Source organism: Flavobacterium lotistagni (genome assembly GCF_011392125.1).
GTDB lineage: Bacteria > Bacteroidota > Bacteroidia > Flavobacteriales > Flavobacteriaceae > Flavobacterium > Flavobacterium lotistagni.
Window position 1 is genome coordinate 158008 of the sequence record NZ_JAAJBU010000002.1, and the last position, 18035, is coordinate 176042.

Consider the following 18035-nt stretch of genomic DNA (forward strand, 5'->3'; position numbering starts at 1 on the left):
TTTTTTCTATTTGGGTTGATAGCAAAATTACAACGGAATATTACCGTGCTTGCGTTTCGGCGTATCAACCACTTTGTTCTCCAGCATGCTAAACGCTTTGATGAGTTTGCGACGCGTTTGGTTGGGCAAGATGACTTCATCGATAAATCCGCGTTGGGCTGCGGTATATGGATTGGCAAACAATTCGGCGTATTCGGCTTCTTTTTCGAGCAGTTTGGCTTCTGGATTTTCGGCCTCGCTGATTTCTTTCTTGAAGATAATTTCACTCGCTCCTTTAGCTCCCATTACGGCAATTTCAGCACTTGGCCAAGCAAAGTTCATATCGGCTCCGATGTGTTTTGAATTCATTACATCGTAAGCGCCGCCGTAAGCTTTTCGGGTAATGACAGTAACTCTCGGCACCGTGGCTTCGCTTAATGCATAAAGTAATTTGGCTCCGTGTACGATGATTCCGTTCCATTCCTGGTCGGTTCCGGGCAAGAATCCAGGCACATCCACCAATACCAATAACGGAATATTAAACGCATCGCAAAAACGCGTGAACCTCGCCGCTTTAATGGAGCTTTTCACATCGAGGCAACCGGCCAAAAACATAGGATTGTTGGCTACAATTCCGATACTTCTTCCGGCAATTCGGGCAAAACCGACAATAATGTTCTCCGCATAATCCTTATGGATTTCAAAAAACGATTCCTCGTCGATAATGCCTTTGATGACTTCATGCATATCGTAAGGTTTGCTCGCGTTATCGGGCACAATCGAATCGAGCTCGCTACGAGTTTCCTCGCCAAGTTCGTATGGCAACCGAGGAGTAGTTTCTTTATTGTTTTGTGGAATGTAGCCGAGTAAAGTTTTAATATCTTCCAAACAAGCCACTCCATTAGGCGAAGTCGTATGCGCCACACCTGATTTGGTCGAATGCGTAATGGCACCACCCAAAGCTTCAGAAGTCACTTCTTCATTGGTCACGGTTTTCACGACATTCGGCCCAGTCACAAACATATAACTGTTGTTCTCGACCATCATCGTGAAATCGGTCATGGCCGGAGAATATACTGCACCACCGGCACATGGCCCGAGAATCGCCGAGATTTGCGGAATCACACCCGAGGATTGTACGTTGCGGTAAAAGATATCGGCATAACCGCCCAACGACCGAACGCCTTCCTGAATACGAGCGCCGCCTGAATCGTTGAGCCCAATCATTGGAGCACCGACTTTGAGCGCCATATCCATCACTTTGCAGATTTTCTCGGCGTGGGTTTCAGACAAAGCACCACCAAATACCGTAAAATCTTGCGCAAAAATATAGACCAACCGGCCATTGATGGTACCGTAACCGGTAATGACCCCGTCGCCGTAATAAACTTCTTTGTCCATACCGAAATCAGTGGTTCGGTGCGTGACCAGCAAACCGATTTCTTCAAACGAACCTTCGTCCATGAGATATTCTACACGTTCACGGGCAGTGAGCTTTTTCTTTTCGTGCTGCTTGGCAATACGCTTTTCGCCGCCGCCTAAATGGGCCAGCTCAATTTTATCGTTGAGGGTTTTTATCTTGGATTCCATAATTATTGTATTGGTAAACGAACGATTTTTTGGTCTTCGAAATATTGCTTCAGCGCCACCATAGCGGCAATTTCTGCTTCGGTTTTCCTTTGGTTCTGCAGGATTTCAGCATCGTAATATTTTTTCACGAAGTGCGTGTCAAAGTTACCCGAACGGAAGGCTTCATGTTCAAAAACAAATTTCCCAAAAGGTAAAGTAGTCTGAACACCTTCAACCTTATAATCATCGATGGCTTTGAGCATGAGCTCGATGGCTTCTTCACGCGTTTTTCCGTAAGTAATCAGTTTGGACAACATCGGATCGTAATAAATCGGGATGTCCATGCCTTGCTCGAAACCGTTATCCACACGAACGCCTTCACCGGTTGGCAATTGATAAACATCGAGATGCCCGACACTCGGCAAGAAATCGTTCATCGGGTCTTCGGCATACACCCGCAATTCGAGCGCATGTCCGTGAATAAATAAATCTTCTTGCTTCATCGGTAAGGCTTCTCCGCGAGCAACTTTAATCTGCAGTTCGACCAAGTCAACCCCGGAAATCAATTCGGTCACCGGATGCTCGACTTGCAAACGCGTGTTCATTTCCAAAAAGTAGAAGTTATGGTTTTCATCGAGCAAAAACTCGACGGTTCCGGCACCTAAATAATCGCAAGCTTTGGCGACCATCACCGCCGCTTCACCCATTTTCTTGCGAAGTTCGGGCGTTAAAACCGCGGATGGCGCTTCCTCGACGACTTTTTGATGGCGGCGCTGTACACTACATTCACGTTCAAAGAAGTACAGAATATTGCCGTGACTGTCAGCCATAACCTGAATTTCGATGTGGCGAGGCGAGGCGACATATTTTTCGATAAATACCGAACCATCGCCAAAAGCTGCTGTGGCTTCACTAATCGCGCGGTTCATCTGGGCTTCAAAATCGGCCTCTTTTTCTACCACGCGCATTCCTTTTCCGCCACCGCCGGCAGAAGCTTTGATTAGAATCGGAAACCCAACGGCATTGGCAGTTTTCTTGGCTTCTTCGATATCGATAATAGCGTGGTCTACACCGGGAACCATCGGAATATTGTAATGCATCACGGCTTCCTTGGCGGCGAGTTTGCTTCCCATCACGCGAATGGCTTTGGATTTCGGCCCGATAAAAATCAGGTTGTTCTTCTCGACTTCTTCGGCAAAATCAGCGTTTTCACTTAAAAATCCGTAACCGGGATGGATCGCATCGACGTTTAAAGATTTGGCAACTTCAATGATTTTACTGCTTAACAAATAAGATTGGTTCGAAGGCGCTTCACCGATACAAACGGCTTGGTCGGCAAACTTCACGTGCGGCGAGTTCCTATCGATTGTAGAATAAACAGCAACGGTTTGAATGCCCATTTTTTTGGCGGTTTTCATCACCCGAATGGCAATTTCACCGCGATTGGCCACTAATATTTTTTTCATTTTTCTAGAGATAATAGAAGTAATTGACTACTCGAATTCAACCAACAATTGTCCTTTTTCGACGGCATCGCCCACAGCCACTGCAATCGACTTAATGACCCCATCACGCGGCGAAAGGAAACTGTTCTCCATTTTCATCGCACTCAGGATGAGCAAATTGTCGTTTTCCTTGACTTCTTGCCCGACGCTCACACCAATTTCGATAATCAGCCCGGGCATCGGTGCTTTGATTGCGTTGATTTGTTTGGTTGCGCCGATGTCAAAGCCCATTTTCTGGATCAGTTGGTCGAGCGCGCCCGCAATCGAGACCGAATAGGTGTTGTTGTTTACTTTTACCGTGTATTTTTTCTGGTTGAAATCAGCCGAGAGAATTTCGGCGCGGTAAGGTTGGTTTTGCTGCAAGATGTGGAATTTGTCTTTTTCCACGCTCACGGCATCGAGTTGGGAAAGGCTTTCATGGCCCAGTTCGAATTCGAATCCGCCACTGACCTTTACTTTATAATCGCTCATAGATTAGGTTTTTAATCGACGTAAATGTAAGCGTAAATTTATTTTTATTAGCTGATATTTCTCAATATAAATGCAAAATAAATATACATCTTTTGCTAAATCGTCAACAAACCACTTTGACGCAAAGTTTGCATCGGCCTAGAAAACCAGAACAATTCAAAATCCTCGAATTGGGTTTCGAAGTCTTTTCTAAATTCTTGTAAGGACAGCGTTTTGGCATTTGAAACCGCCATTTGAACGAGCATTTTCACCAACCATTCACCTTCTGACTGATTGAGTTGAATTGTAAAAGTGGCACTCTTGTCATGAAAAGTGAGCGAAATCATTTCCCAAGTTTGCCCTTTTTTGGATTTCGTAAAAGTTGCTGCTATCGGAATACCGCCGAGCCAAATGATTTTCGCATTGGCCTTCAGTTGGAAAGCAGTTTCGTCTATCAAAGCGTTTTCGATAAAATCAGGTGGAATAGTCGTTTTCGGGATTTTAAAATCAAACCAATCCTGCAACGGATAATCGAAACAGATGCCGTGCATGAAATTATAAAGCGACTTCTTCAATCCGAAACTAAATTGGTCGTGATTGATACCGGTTTTGTCTCTATACAACAAATCATTATTGGCGAATGAGCCTATGGTTTCTGTTTCTTTGAGTACGCCGAATTTTTCTGGATGCAAACCCACCGGACTGTGCGCCGTTAAAGCAAACTGGTGCCAAAACCCGGATTGCAAAACCCCGGCTTCGAAGAGTTGGCGTACCATTTCCAGGCTGTCAATGGTTTCCTGAACGGTTTGCGTCGGATAGCCGTACATTAAGTAAGCGTGTACCATGATTCCGGCTTGGGTGAAATTCCGAGTGACTTTGGCTACTTGTTCTACCGTGACGCCTTTGTCAATGAGTTTCAATAAACGATCTGACGCTACTTCGAGCCCACCCGAAACGGCAATGCAACCGGAAGCTTTGAGTAATAAACACAAATCTTGGGTAAAGCTTTTTTCAAAACGGATGTTCGTCCACCAAGTCACCACGATTTTCCTGCGTATAATTTCTAATGCTACTTCACGCATGAGCGCTGGTGGTGCAGCTTCGTCTACGAAATGAAATCCGGTTTCGCCGGTTTGTGAGATAAGCTGTTCGATGCGGTCAACGATTAATTTGGCGGCAATCGGTTCGTAAATCTTGATATAATCGAGCGAAATATCGCAGAAAGTGCATTTGCCCCAATAGCAACCGTGCGCCATCGTGAGCTTGTTCCAACGGCCGTCGCTCCACATTTTGTGCATCGGGTTGACGATTTCAATGACCGAAATATATCGGTCAAGAAGCAAACCGGAATAATCGGGTGTGCCGACTTCACTTTGTTTGTAATCGGGCTGGAGGGAATTGTTCTTATAAACGACTTCGCCGTCTTCGAGTAAAAAAGTTCTTTTGTATTCTGAAACGGAAGTCAGTAGCAATTCTACCGGAAGTTCACCGTCATCTAAAGTGATAAAGTCAAAAAACTCAAAAACACGTGACTCGGTGAGTGAGCGCAATTCGGTATTGGGAAATCCGCCACCCATTGCGGTTTTAATATTGGGATGGTGCTTTTTGATCCATTGGGCACAGCGGAAAGCCGAATATAAATTCCCCGGAAATGGCACCGAAATAAGTAAAAATTCGGGTTGCACTTCGGCTATTCTTTCTTTCAAAATGGAAAACAATACTTCGTCGATATAAGTTGGCTCGGCCTGTAAAACTTCGTAAAGTTTGTCAAACGAATTCGCGCTGCGACCCAAACGTTCGGCATAACGGCTAAAACCAAAATGCGCATCAACGCATTCGACAATAAAATCCGATAAATCTTCGAGGTATAAAGTGGCTAAATGCTTGGCTTTGTCTTGCGTGCCCATGCTGCCAAAGGCCCAATCCAGTTCGTCGAGTTGCGCAAAACGGGAAGCTTCGGGCAGAAAATCGCCTTGGGTAATCTGCAAGGCCAGCGTTGGATTTTTGCCTTGCAGAAAAGCGATAACCGAATCAATGGTTTGGATGTAATGGTCTTTGAGCGCAAGAATACGTGAGCAATTGTCAGATGTCGGTTGCTGGTTCTGTGAAGCGTATTCAAAAAGCGATTGCAACCCCGATTTGGAAAACAGTTTCAGAATGACCTCAATGCCCAAATCGGCTTGTGCTGAACTAATTTGTTTGGTGTTCAGGAAACCTTTGAGGTAAGCCGTAGCCGGATATGGCGTGTTGAGTTGCGTGAACGGCGGCGTGATGAGCAAAGCTTGGGTCATGGGGCAAATGTAGGATTTTTGGTTGAAAGTTGTTGGTCGGGCTTCGGTCGTCAGTCGTCGGTCGTCGGGATTCGGTTGTGAGTTGTTGGATTTGTGGAATTAGCGGTATGATTAGCTGTCAGCTATCAGCGATTAGCTTTTAGCTTGAATCGTGGAATTAACGGTCAACAGGTACTGTATTTTAAAAACCACTTTGATAAAACTACAATTCAAGCTTCCTTAAATATCTTGCAGCGAAGCGGTCTACACGCAGTGCCTCTAAAAAATCAACTTTCCGTAAACCAATTCAAAAATCGACAATCGACAATCATAAATCCACAGCCCTAGCCCTGATGGAAGTGAAAATCCTTTTGTTCTGGGGTTCAGAACAAAAGATTGAAACGTACAGCAGGTTCCCGGCTCCTGAAAACAAAACTACTGCAGTGACTGAGAAAAATTTGTCATTCCTTTAACGTTCGTTTTCTTTACTTTTACAAAAATTTCTGACTATGCCCAGCGACTGTATTAGCTACCAGGATTCTGGTTATTTTATTCCTTTGATGAATGATTATTTGAACCAGCAACCGCAGCTTTCAGGGCTTTACCACCGATTTCCTAACCTAGAGAATTTTGGCGAACAACTGCGTGAAAAACAAGCGGATTTTCCTGCTGCGCATCGCGAAGTTTTGGTGTCCGTACTCCAAAAACAATATGCCAACCAAATGGTTAGTGAGGCGACGAAAATGAACATCAAAGCGCTAGCCGAGAACAGTACATTTACCGTAACTACCGGCCATCAACTGAATTTGTTTACCGGGCCGATGTACTTTTTGTATAAAATTATCACGGCAATCAATTTGGCAAAAACGCTTAAGGCAAAATATCCGGCGCAAGATTTTGTTCCGGTGTATTGGATGGCTACCGAAGACCACGATTTTGAGGAAATCAACCACTTTTATTTGCGTGGAAAAAAAATCCGTTGGAACACTGAGAGTTCAGGACCAGTCGGACGACATTCCACTGAAGGTTTGGCGGAAGTTTACAGTGTTTTCGAGAAAGAAATCGGGCAAAGCACCAACGCGCAATTCCTAAAAGACTTGTTCAAAAAAGCGTATCTGCAGCACAAAACCTTGACCGAAGCCACGCGATTTATTGCTAACGAGCTTTTTGGAAAACACGGCTTGGTAATTATTGATGCTGATGATGTTTCGCTAAAGAAAGAATTCACACCTTATATAAAGGAAGAATTGTTGCAGCAAACCGCTCATCGGGAAGTGTTGGCCACGATTGAGCAACTGAAGGATTATGCCATTCAGGTGAATCCGCGCGAGATTAATTTATTTTATATTGAAGATGAATTGCGCGAAAGGATTGTTCTTGAAAATGGAAAGTACAAGGTGAACGACACCAAAATAGCATTCACCAAAGATGAAATCTTGAATTTGGTAGAAAAACATCCGGAAAAATTCAGCCCAAATGTGATGTTGCGTCCGTTGTACCAAGAAGTGATTTTGCCAAACTTGTGCTATATTGGCGGCGGCGGCGAATTGGCTTATTGGCTCGAACTGAAATCCTATTTTGAAGCAGTGAAAGTGCCGTTTCCCATCTTGCTCTTGCGGAATTCTGCTTTGATTGCAACTCAAAAACAAGCAGACAAAGCAGACAAATTGGGTTTGAGTTGGAAAAATTTGTTCTCAAAAACTATCGATTTGGTCAACCAAAAAACTAAAGAACTTTCAGATTTCCCGATAGATTTATCGATTCAGAAAGACCATTTGAAAACGCAATTTCATTACTTACACGCCTTAGCTCACAAAACCGATCCTTCATTCTCCGGCGCAGTGAAAGCGCAAGAGGCTAAGCAAATCAAAGGTTTGGAGTATCTCGAAAAAAGATTGCTCAAAGCCCAGAAAAGAAAATACGAGCAAGAACTTTCGCGAATGACCGAATTGCAAAATGCGTTGTTCCCGAGCGGCGGCTTGCAGGAGAGAAAAGCCAATTTCTCTGAGTTTTATGTGGAGTTTGGACAGGAAATGATTTCAAAGATGATCGACGAGTTTGACCCTTTGGGAAATGAGTTTAAGGTGTTGGTGTTGTGATTTTAGCGATATCAACTTTTCTACGACAACAGATGTCAGATAATCTTATCAACACGAAAACGTTTTCGTTTTGTTTTTTAAGAGTTGTATAATCGGTAAGAAACATTTTTACCTTAAATTAGCGAAGTATAAATTATTTAACTAAAATATTATGAAAACAAAATTACTTTTATTAGTTACGGTTTGCATGATGGCGTTCGGTGTGAATGCACAGGTAAATTCTGTAGCTTTGGTAGGAACAGCCGTTGGTGGTTGGCCTGGAGAGCCTGGAAACCCTGGCCCGACTGACATTAACCAATTGACCCAAGTGGATGCCGATAACTGGATTATCGAAAACATTACTATCGCTGCTGGTCCTTGTAAATTGAGAGCCAACAACTGCTGGTGTGGTGCAGGATTCGAGTGGGCTGGGGCTTTCCCAACTGCAACAGGTACTAGCTCTGGCGACATTATCGTTCCTATTGCTGGTGTTTACACTGTTACTTTGAATGCTACAACAGGTGTATACAACTTCGAATCAGGATCGCCACTTCCGGTTGTAAAATTAATTGGTTCATCTGTAACAGAGGCTGGTGGAATTGTTTTAGCTCCTTTTGCTACAGATACTTTCCGTGCTACCAACGTTACTTTGGTTGATGGTACTGGTCAATTTGATATTGATGGTTCTGTGTTTGGAGAAACTTCTTTTCCAACGGGTACTTTGCAAGGAAATGCTGACAACATTCCAGTGGTAGCTGGCGTATATTCAACTGTTACTTTGAACATTTCAACAGGTGACTATTCATTTGAATTGGCTCCACTAATTCCACCTGTAAGTATTGTAGGTGATGCTGTGGGCGGATGGCCTGGAAGCACTGGAAATCCTGGTCCAGAAGACACTAATCAATTAACCTCGACCGATGGTGAAAATTACAAAATTGAAAAATTGGCTTGTGTCGTAGGACCTGCTAAATTCCGTCAAGATAATGCATGGACAATCAACTGGGGTGATACAGCTTTCCCAACTGGAACAGGTACTCAAGGTGGTCCAGATATTCCAGTAGCTGCTGCTGGTACTTATGATATTACTTTTGTTAGATCAACTGGTGCATACAATTTCTTAATCCCAACTATCGCTATTGTAGGTGATGCAGTAGGCGGATGGCCAGGAAGCACTGGAAACCCGGGTCCAGAAGATGTACACCAAATGGCTACAACTGATGGTCTTACTTACACTATCAGCAATTTGAACGTAGTTGTCGGACCTGCAAAATTCCGTCAAGGAAATGCTTGGGATATCAACTGGGGTAGCGTAGATTTCCCATCAGGCACAGCTACTCAAAACGGTGCTGATATTTCAGTAACTACTGCTGGTACTTATGATGTAACTTTAAACAGAGTAACTGGTGAATACAACTTCACTCCTTCTTTGGCTACCACTACTTTCAACTCCAATAACTTTAGAGTATCTCCTAACCCAACCAATAACGTTTGGAACTTCGTATCGGCTAAACAAGCTATCGAGTCTATCCAAATCGTGGATATGTTAGGAAAAACAGTAATGACTATCAATCCGAAAGATATGAACGTTACTGTAGATGCTACAAGCTTAAACGCTGGAATGTATTTCGCAAAAATTTCAACGGCTAATGCTACTGAAACAGCGAAGTTGATTAAGAACTAATTTTAGTTTTCTAATATTTAAAAGTCCCTTGCCCAAAGCAGGGGATTTTTTTTTGATAATCGTCAAAATAGTTTGTAATTATCGATTATTAAGGCTTATTTTTGCACGCCGCCCGAGCCAGGATGGCGAATTGAATGAAAATTAATTTTAAAACAAAACAAATGGCAACCAATAGAACTTTTACCATGATTAAACCGGATGCTGTCGAGAACGGACACATCGGAGGCATTTTGAATATGATTACTGAAGCAGGCTTCAAAATCGTGTCTTTGAAACTGACACAACTTACGGTGGCTGACGCTCAAAAATTTTACTCTGTTCACTCTGAAAGACCGTTCTTCGGCGAATTGGTTGAATTCATGACTCGCGGCCCAATCGTAGCAGCTATACTTGAGAAAGACAACGCTGTAGAAGCTTTCCGTACTTTAATCGGTGCTACCAACCCTGCTGATGCTGCTGAAGGAACTATCCGTAAAAAATACGCTAAGTCAATCGGTGAAAATGCCGTTCACGGTTCAGACAGCGATGAGAATGCGGCTATTGAAAGCGCTTTCCACTTTGCGGGAAGAGAGCAGTTCTAATTTTCAAAATTGAAATAAAACAAAAATCCCACTTCAAAACGAGTGGGATTTTTTTATTCCTTGTGCTTTATTTTATCTCAAAATGACGTCTTTCACGACCTCACTTTGCAATTCCTCGTTGAGCATTTTAATAATCTTTTCCTTGCCGTAACTGAGTTCCTGACGCAAAACCGCAGAAGTAAGCTCAACGTACAAAGTTGTTCCCTTCAAGGTAATTTTACGCGTGTAATTATTAACGCCATTGCCCATGAGGTTTTTCCATGCATCGGCCACCGCCACTTGGTTCATACCTGGTTGCAGTTTATTGACCTGGATAATTTCTTTAAGGATATCGCCTATGGCACTGTCGTTACTGAGCCTTTTTGCCATGAGATAAAAGATTAATCGCCGCCGCGCGTTTGTAATGGTATTCTTTTTTCGACGGATTGCGCAACACCAACTCTTTGTCATTTAACTTGATTATCTCTTCCTTCCATTTTGCGAAATCAGTACTGCAATTAATGAAATAGCTTCCGTTGCGATTTTCAATGACAATGGTTTCATAGGTATCGTTGACCAGAAAAGTACCGTCTAATTGCGGCATTACTTTCTTGCGGAAGCCTTTGTTGTCTTTCACCTCGAAGAAATCGTACACTTCATTGATAGTATACTGTTTTTCATTCCCGTCATCGAAAACCACTTTTTCGATTTCCCAATAACCATTTATTTTTGAAAGATCTGAAGCGGAAATTTGCTTCTGACAACTTGAAAATACAAGTAACACCAGTAGGAATGAAAGCACTTTTTTCATAGTTTTAAAAAAAATAAATGTAGCGATAAATTTCCATCGAAGAAATGCCAAAATAAACTATTTCTGTTTGATGTGGTCTGACGAAAAAAAAAAAGAAACTATGAAAAAACTATGGCTTGCTGTATTTTTGGTTCCGCTACTGGCGTGCAGCTCAGACGACGCAGCTAGAACTGAAAACCCCATACCTACCGAATCGCTTTATTTTCCGCCTACTGCCAGTGATACTTGGGAAACCAAAAGTATAACCGACTTAAATTGGAATACGGCAGCCGTTCAACCTTTGCTAGATTACTTAGAACTCAAACACAGCAAAAGCTTCATGATTTTGGTAAATGGCCGAATCGTGATGGAAAATTATTTCAATGGCCATAGTGCTTCCTCGCCTTGGTATTGGGCCAGTGCTGGAAAAACCTTAACTTCAACATTGACCGGAATTGCCCAGCAAGAAAACCTTCTGAATATCAACAATAAGGTTTCGCAATACATAGGAACTGGTTGGACTAGCGCACCGCTTGAAAAAGAAAACCTGATTACGTGCAAACATTTACTTACCATGAGTTCTGGTTTGGACGATGCTTTAGGAGATAATGTAGCGCCGGCCAATTTGCAATATAAAGCCGATGCCGGAACGCGATGGGCTTACCACAACGTTTATGTAAAACTGCAAGATGTTGTGGCTGCAGCAAGCGGGCAAACTTGGACAAATTATTTCAATACAAAACTTCGAGATAGAATCGGAATGACCGGTGGTTGGTTTGCCTCTGGAGACAACATTGTTTACTGGAGCACTACCCGCAGCATGGCGCGTTTCGGGCTTTTGATGTATAATAAAGGAAAATGGAATTCGACACAAATCCTGAATGAAGATTTCTTCAACCAGGCGACAACGACTTCGCAAAACATCAATTTGGCCTATGGCTATTTGTGGTGGCTTAACGGAAAAACGAGCTACCATTTGCCACAAACCCAATTTGAATTTCCCGGAAGCATAATCCCAAATGGGCCGACTGATATGTATATGGCGTTAGGAAAGAATGACCAAAAAATCTACATTGTTCCCTCGAAGAAAATGGTTGTCATAAGAATGGGCGAAGCAGCTGATGCAAAAACTGCAGCACTGTCTGATTTCGACGACGTGCTATGGCAGAAAATCAATGCGCTTTACAATTGATGGTTGAGGAAAAAATTGATGATTGTTGGGTAAAAAACCTGTACACCAACCAAAACTAATACAGAGATTAATATTATAGCGTATAGCTTTTTTTTAGTATAGAAACTCCAAATATTGGCAGCGGCTACCGATAGATAAATCACGGTAAAGAATATAATGTAATTGCGAATTCCAGTTTCTAAATTCTGCGGAAATAGAGGATTCTCTACTGGCACACGTTCCAGAAAGGCTTTCCACATTCTCGAAACCTGAAACCCGCAAAAAAGCACAACGATTATTGCAGTGCCTTTGCGAACGATTTCAAATAACTGCGCGTTCACTTTACTTGAAAAACGAATCGACAAATTCGTATTTGTTGAATACTTGCAAATCTTCAATGCCTTCGCCAACACCGATGTATTTCACCGGAATCTGGAATTGGTCTGAAATGCCAATCACAACGCCACCTTTGGCCGTACCATCGAGTTTGGTAACTGCTAGTGACGTAACCTCTGTAGCAGCTGTAAATTGTTTGGCTTGCTCAAAAGCGTTTTGACCGGTCGAACCGTCGAGTACTAAAAGTACATCGTTTGGTGTATTCTCCACCACTTTTTGCATGACGCGCTTGACTTTGGTGAGTTCGTTCATGAGGTTGGTTTTGTTGTGCAAGCGGCCTGCGGTATCAATGATAACCACATCGGCGTTTTGGGCTACGGCACTTTGCAAAGTATCGAAAGCAACTGAAGCCGGATCACTGCCCATTTGTTGTTTGACCAGCGGCACTCCTACTCTATCGGCCCAAACTTGCAACTGGTCAATGGCGGCGGCTCGGAACGTATCTGCGGCTCCGAGTACTACTTTGTAACCTTGCTTTTTGAACTGGTGCGCGAGTTTCCCGATTGTGGTGGTTTTTCCAACACCGTTCACGCCGACAATCATCAGCACGTAAGGCTTCACGTTGACCGGAATGACAAATTCTGTAGCTTCTCCGGAATTGGTTTCGGAAAGCAAACCGGAAATTTCATCGCGCAGGATTTGATTGAGCTCGTCGGTGCCGAGGTATTTGTCTTCGGCGACACGCTTCTCGATGCGCTCGATAATTTTGAGTGTTGTATTGACCCCGACATCTGAGGAAACCAAAATTTCTTCGAGGTTGTCTAAGACTTCATCATCAACCTTAGATTTTCCGGCGATGGCTTTGGTGAGCTTCGAGAAAAAACTGGTTTTGGATTTTTCGAGTCCTTTGTCGAGGGTTTCTTTTTGCTCTTCGGTGATTTTCTTTTCGGAAGAGAATATTCTTTTGAAAAAACTCATGGTTTGTTGTTTGATGGTGATGGCTCGCAAAGACGCCAAGGCGCAAAGTGATACCGATTTCCTAGCTCATTTGATATAAGAGCAGAATGTTTGGTTGAACATCCAGCTTTACTTTAATTGATTTTGGCGCAATAGTTCTGATTAAAAGTGAAACCTCAAATGTAATCAGAACCCCTAGCCCGGATGGGAACGGCATCCTTTTGCGGCGCGCAGCAGAGCAAAAGATACAGTGGACAGCCGGATCAGCTTCTAAAAAAACTGCGTAAATGTATAAAATAAAAAAGCTACTTCCGAATGAAAGTAGCTGTTCTATATGCTGAGTTTGCGATTATTTCTTTTTCAAGAATTCGTCTACCAATTCTGGAGCCATGATTGACTCTACGAAAGTGTAAGCGCCAGTCTTAGGAGATTTTACCATTTTGATGGCTTTGGATAATCTCTTAGAAGCGGTTTGCAGGGTTGCTACGGTTTTCTTTGCCATGATTCAATATAATTAAAACCTCTTGTTATTTAATTTCTTTATGAACGGTTACTCTTTTTAGGATCGGGTTGAATTTTTTGATCTCCATACGATCCGGAGTGTTCTTTTTGTTTTTAGTCGTAATGTAACGAGATGTTCCAGGAACACCTGAAGCTTTGTGCTCGGTACACTCTAAAATCACTTGGATTCTGTTGCCTTTCTTTGCCATCTTGCTGTATTATTATTTGATGAAACCATCGGCTTGCGCTTGTTTAAGCACAGCAGAAATTCCATTTTTATTGATTGTTTTTATAGTAGAAGCCGCTACTCTTAGCGTGATCCATCTGTCTTCTTCAGGAAGATAAAAACGCTTTTTGATGAGGTTCACGGAGAACTTTCTTTTCGTTTTGTTCATCGCGTGGGAAACGTTGTTTCCAACCATCGCTCTTTTACCTGTAAGGTCACAAACTCTTGACATGATGCTTTATCTTTTATCGTTATTCAAAATCAGGGTGCAAAGAAAACAAAAATAAACCTTACTGCAAAATAATTATTACAGATTTTTTTCATTTTTTTTATTTGGTTTAACTACCGTGAAAACAGCCGAATTATTTAAGGAAAATATGGCTTGAAATCAGTTTGCAAAGTCTTCAAGGATTTCTTTCTGTAAGAGTTCCATGCTTTTGTTGACGGTGCGGTCGATGACTTTCTCGCGCGGTTGACCGAAATTGAACTTGTGCGAAACCACTTCGCTCGGCGATGCTATGGCAATAAACACCACGCCTACTTCCTCATTGGTTTCATCTGTAGTTGGGCCAGCGTTTCCGGTGACAGCTATCGAATAATCAGTTTTGAGGATTTTTCGAACTTGCGTAGCCATTTCTTCGGCTACTTCTGCGCTGACAACTGTATATTTTTCGATGGTTTGCTCAGAAACGCCGAGCACATCTACTTTCACTTCTTTGGCATAACTCACCACGCTGCCTTTGAAATATTGCGACGAACCCGGAATGGAAGTTAGAATTTGCGCAATTTTTCCGCCGGTGCAGCTTTCGGCTGTGGAAACTGTTTTACCGTATTGCGTGAGCAGTTTGCCTAAAACGACTTCTAAAGTTTCGCCTTCGTCAAAGCCAACAATAATGTCTCCGATAATTTTAGTTAAGGAAGTGACTTGATCTGCTACGGCCCTTTCTAAAAGCTCTTTGTCAGTGCCACGCGCGGTCAGTCTTAAACGAACACGACCGGGATTGGGCAAGTAAGCGAGCTTTACAAACTCCGGTAAATTGTTTTCCCAAGCTTCGATGCGCTCGGCAATCATGCTTTCGCCTTGTCCGTATGTCAGAATGGTTTTGTGAAGAATGTACGGCCGTTTGAATTCCTTGACAATTTTAGGAATAATTTCATTGGTGACAATCGCTTTCATCTCGAACGGAACACCCGGAAGTGAAATAAAAACGGTGTTTTCTTTCTGAATCCACATGCCCGGAGCAGTGCCGTGGGCGTTGTGCAACACCGTACATTTTGAAGGAACCAAAGCTTGGTCTTTATTGACTTGCGAAAGCCTAATGGTAGAAATTTTCTCGAACAGCTTCACGATGTGGTCTTCAACAGCTTGGTTGCGAACCAATGAATCCTCGAAATACTCGCAAAAAGTGTGTTTGGTGATATCGTCTTTGGTCGGGCCGAGGCCGCCGGTGATGATTACAAAATCAGTTTGGTTCTGCAATCGTGAAAAAGTGTCTAAAATGTGGTTGCGGTCGTCGGAAATGGAAATCATTTCGTGCACCGCTACGCCCACTTTGTCGAGCGCTTTGGCTATGAAACCGGAATTGGTATCGATAATCTGGCCTATGAGAATTTCGTCGCCGATGGTGACTATGGTTGCTTTCATATTGGGTGCCTTAGTGCCTTAGTGCCTTAGTGCCTTAGTGCCTTAGTGCCTTAGTGCCTTAGTGCCTTAGTGCAAAATTATTAAGTTAATCGATGTACAATGAATGAATCGATTATTTTTTAGAAAGTACTAACTATATCGGGAAATGCTTGATTATCTGTTGCCCTAGCCCTGATAGCAGTGGAAATCTTTTTTGAGGATTGGCCGCAGCAACAGCGAAGGCAAATTTTCAAAAAAATTGCAACGAATAGCAGGTTCCCGGCTCCTAAAAAAACTCAGGCACTAAGGAACTCAGCCGCTAAGGCACCTCCTTATAATTCGAAATCTTTGGTAATTTCCTTCACGGCCTTCTCAATCTGAGACGCGACGCTTTTAAAAGTTTCTTTGATTTCCTTTTTCTTGCCTTCAGCTTTGGTCCAGGCTTCGATTTGTAGGATTTCTTCGAACGCTTGGTCCATCCCGAGTAAATCCAAGGTAGGCTTGATTTTGTGGGCGTAGCTGTAAGCTAATTTGTGGTCTTTGGTCTTGATACCGAGTTTGATTTGTTCTAAATCCAGCGGAACTTCGGTAACGAATAAAGTGATGATCTGGTTCACGAATTCCGGGTCGTTGTCTGAAAGCGCGTAGACTTTCGCTAGGTTGTAATTTAGGGCCATTTTTATTTTACATTAATTCTGAATAATTTGTTGTCTTGTAGATATCCTTCCAGAATATCATTGGGTTTTACCGCGGCCACACCTGCTGGCGTTCCTGTGAAAATCAGGTCGCCAATTTTCAAGGTAAAATACTGCGAAACATGCGAAATCAGCTCGTCAATGGTCCAGAGCATCAGGCTTGAATTGCCTTTCTGAACGGCTTCTCCATTTTTTCGAAGCTCAAAATTAAGACTTTCCACCGAACTAAAAACTTTTTTCGATATAAAGTCGCCAATCACCGCTGAACCGTCAAATGCCTTCGCTTTTTCCCACGGCAGCCCTTTGTCTTTGAGCCTTTGCTGCAAATCGCGCGCAGTAAAATCAATACCCACGGTGAGTTCTTCGTAATATTTATGCGCAAACTTGGGCTCGATATATTTGCCTACTTTGCTGATTTTCACCACCAATTCAATTTCGTGGTGGATGTCCGAAGAAAACTCCGGTATCACAAACGGATGTTGCTTGAGTAATATTGCAGAGTCGGGCTTTAAAAAAACCACAGGCTCGTCAGGGCGCTCGTTCTGGAGCTCTTCAATGTGTTGCGCGTAATTGCGTCCGATGCAGATTAGCTTCATTTTTTTAAGGTGCTGAGTTTTTTTTTAGGAGCCGGGAACCTGCTGTACGCTGTAGTCCTCGCTGGGCTGCGGGCTGCCGCTACCATCAGGGCTAGGAAGTGCCTGAGTAGCTGAGTGCCTGAGTTATTTTAGTCCCGATTTCAACTACTGTTTCCTAAAGGTATTTCTGTTGATATTCAAATTAGATTTTACTACTAAAAGTACAATTTTCCGAATCCAAACTCAGGCACTCAGCTTCTAAGGCACTTACAACAACTTATTATTAAGTTTCCTAAGCTTAATCGCCGTCAAAACCTTCTTAGTATACAACGGAAAATCCGCATTCTGGATCCAGCCGAAATAACCCGGTTCTTCTTCTAGAATTTTCTCTACCAATGCGCCTTTGTGTTTGCCGAAAGTAAATACTTCGTTGCCGTCTTTGTCGTAAGCGATGAATCCGGCGAAATCAGCAGCCTTTTTACGGGTCGTGAATTCCGACAAAGATTTCATGTCGTTTTCCAGTTCCGGATAGCGTTCCAGTTGTGCTTTAAGGATTTCGTAGGTCGCCATCGTATCTGCCGCAGCAGAATGCGCATTGTCTAAGCTTTTTCCGCAATAGAACTTCAGCGCGGCGCTCAAAGTGCGTTCTTCCATCTTGTGGAAAATCGTCTGCACATCAACCGAAACGCGGCTTTTCATGTCAAAATCTACTCCGGCGCGAAGCAGTTCTTCCGCCAGCAATGGAATATCAAAACGATCGGAATTAAAACCCGCCAAATCGCTGTCCTTAATCATGTGGTGAATCTGATGCGCGAGTTCTTTAAAAGTCGGTTCGTTGGCCACCTTTTCGTTTGTAATACCATGCACCGCGACCACTTGCGGCGGAATCGGCATTTCGGGGTTCACCAGCCAAGTCTTACTTTCTTTGTTGCCGTTGGGAAACACCTTAAAAATTGAGATTTCGACGATGCGGTCTTTACTTATGTCGATACCTGTTGTTTCAAGGTCGAAGAAGCAAATGGGTTTGTTCAGCTTGAGTTCCATTTTGGTGTTTTAGGGCGACAA

Annotated in this window: 18 protein-coding genes; 4 read left to right on the forward strand and 14 right to left on the reverse strand. The window is 43.1% G+C overall.

The window, feature by feature from the left end:
• Window positions 1-27 precede the first annotated feature (27 nt).
• From G4D82_RS03425 to G4D82_RS03440, 4 genes are all read right to left on the reverse strand, one after another.
• A complete protein-coding gene (locus G4D82_RS03425; protein WP_166334529.1) occupies window positions 28-1569 on the reverse strand; it encodes an acyl-CoA carboxylase subunit beta in 1542 nt (513 codons plus the stop codon).
• A gap of 2 nt (window positions 1570-1571) precedes the next feature.
• Window positions 1572-3014: an acetyl-CoA carboxylase biotin carboxylase subunit gene (gene accC / locus G4D82_RS03430; RefSeq protein ID WP_166334531.1), complete on the reverse strand. Its 1443-nt coding sequence runs from the start codon at window positions 3012-3014 to the stop codon at window positions 1572-1574.
• Window positions 3015-3041: 27 nt separating this feature from the next.
• Window positions 3042-3524, reverse strand: a complete 483-nt coding sequence (locus G4D82_RS03435; protein ID WP_166334534.1) for an acetyl-CoA carboxylase biotin carboxyl carrier protein subunit — start codon at window positions 3522-3524, stop codon at window positions 3042-3044.
• A gap of 95 nt (window positions 3525-3619) precedes the next feature.
• Window positions 3620-5794: a B12-binding domain-containing radical SAM protein gene (locus tag G4D82_RS03440; RefSeq protein WP_166334536.1), complete on the reverse strand. Its 2175-nt coding sequence runs from the start codon at window positions 5792-5794 to the stop codon at window positions 3620-3622.
• A 488-nt stretch (window positions 5795-6282) separates the two neighbouring features.
• On the opposite strand from G4D82_RS03440, the gene bshC reads away from it, so the two are divergent.
• The 3 genes from bshC (at window position 6283) to G4D82_RS03455 (ending at window position 10116) form a co-directional block, all read left to right on the forward strand.
• The gene (gene bshC, locus G4D82_RS03445) at window positions 6283-7872 is read left to right on the forward strand and encodes a bacillithiol biosynthesis cysteine-adding enzyme BshC (protein WP_166334538.1); all 1590 of its coding nucleotides are present in this window, start codon (window positions 6283-6285) and stop codon (window positions 7870-7872) included.
• A gap of 151 nt (window positions 7873-8023) precedes the next feature.
• Window positions 8024-9535: a T9SS type A sorting domain-containing protein gene (locus G4D82_RS03450; RefSeq protein WP_166334540.1), complete on the forward strand. Its 1512-nt coding sequence runs from the start codon at window positions 8024-8026 to the stop codon at window positions 9533-9535.
• Between the two features lie 161 nt (window positions 9536-9696).
• On the forward strand, window positions 9697-10116 hold the full coding sequence (locus tag G4D82_RS03455; RefSeq protein WP_166334542.1) for a nucleoside-diphosphate kinase: 420 nt from the start codon (window positions 9697-9699) through the stop codon (window positions 10114-10116).
• Window positions 10117-10188: 72 nt separating this feature from the next.
• Here the strand turns inward: G4D82_RS03455 and G4D82_RS03460 are convergent, their stop codons facing one another.
• The gene (locus G4D82_RS03460) at window positions 10189-10485 is read right to left on the reverse strand and encodes a DUF721 domain-containing protein (protein WP_166334544.1); all 297 of its coding nucleotides are present in this window, start codon (window positions 10483-10485) and stop codon (window positions 10189-10191) included.
• Window positions 10466-10906, reverse strand: a complete 441-nt coding sequence (locus G4D82_RS03465) for a lipocalin-like domain-containing protein (protein ID WP_166334546.1) — start codon at window positions 10904-10906, stop codon at window positions 10466-10468. Before G4D82_RS03465 ends, G4D82_RS03460 begins: the two co-directional genes overlap by 20 nt.
• A gap of 100 nt (window positions 10907-11006) precedes the next feature.
• Between G4D82_RS03465 and G4D82_RS03470 the strand changes: the two genes are divergently transcribed.
• Window positions 11007-12077: a serine hydrolase domain-containing protein gene (locus G4D82_RS03470; protein ID WP_166334548.1), complete on the forward strand. Its 1071-nt coding sequence runs from the start codon at window positions 11007-11009 to the stop codon at window positions 12075-12077.
• A gap of 321 nt (window positions 12078-12398) precedes the next feature.
• Here the strand turns inward: G4D82_RS03470 and ftsY are convergent, their stop codons facing one another.
• The 8 genes from ftsY to G4D82_RS03510 all read right to left on the reverse strand — a co-directional run bounded on the left by ftsY (window position 12399) and on the right by G4D82_RS03510 (window position 18014).
• A complete protein-coding gene (gene ftsY / locus G4D82_RS03475; RefSeq protein ID WP_166334550.1) occupies window positions 12399-13370 on the reverse strand; it encodes a signal recognition particle-docking protein FtsY in 972 nt (323 codons plus the stop codon).
• A gap of 328 nt (window positions 13371-13698) precedes the next feature.
• The gene (locus tag G4D82_RS03480) at window positions 13699-13851 is read right to left on the reverse strand and encodes a DUF4295 domain-containing protein (protein WP_022828526.1); all 153 of its coding nucleotides are present in this window, start codon (window positions 13849-13851) and stop codon (window positions 13699-13701) included.
• A gap of 25 nt (window positions 13852-13876) precedes the next feature.
• The gene (rpmG, locus tag G4D82_RS03485) at window positions 13877-14059 is read right to left on the reverse strand and encodes a 50S ribosomal protein L33 (protein WP_166334552.1); all 183 of its coding nucleotides are present in this window, start codon (window positions 14057-14059) and stop codon (window positions 13877-13879) included.
• A gap of 12 nt (window positions 14060-14071) precedes the next feature.
• A complete protein-coding gene (gene rpmB / locus G4D82_RS03490; protein ID WP_166334554.1) occupies window positions 14072-14308 on the reverse strand; it encodes a 50S ribosomal protein L28 in 237 nt (78 codons plus the stop codon).
• Window positions 14309-14464: 156 nt separating this feature from the next.
• Window positions 14465-15721: a CinA family nicotinamide mononucleotide deamidase-related protein gene (locus G4D82_RS03495; RefSeq protein WP_166334556.1), complete on the reverse strand. Its 1257-nt coding sequence runs from the start codon at window positions 15719-15721 to the stop codon at window positions 14465-14467.
• Window positions 15722-16032: 311 nt separating this feature from the next.
• Entirely contained in the window at window positions 16033-16377 is a 345-nt protein-coding gene (locus G4D82_RS03500) for an Hpt domain-containing protein (protein ID WP_166334558.1), read from the reverse strand.
• A gap of 2 nt (window positions 16378-16379) precedes the next feature.
• Window positions 16380-16991, reverse strand: coding sequence for a fumarylacetoacetate hydrolase family protein (locus tag G4D82_RS03505; protein WP_166334560.1), 612 nt, complete (start codon window positions 16989-16991; stop codon window positions 16380-16382).
• Between the two features lie 246 nt (window positions 16992-17237).
• Window positions 17238-18014, reverse strand: coding sequence for an exonuclease domain-containing protein (locus G4D82_RS03510; protein ID WP_166334562.1), 777 nt, complete (start codon window positions 18012-18014; stop codon window positions 17238-17240).
• Between the last annotated feature and the right edge of the window lie 21 nt (window positions 18015-18035).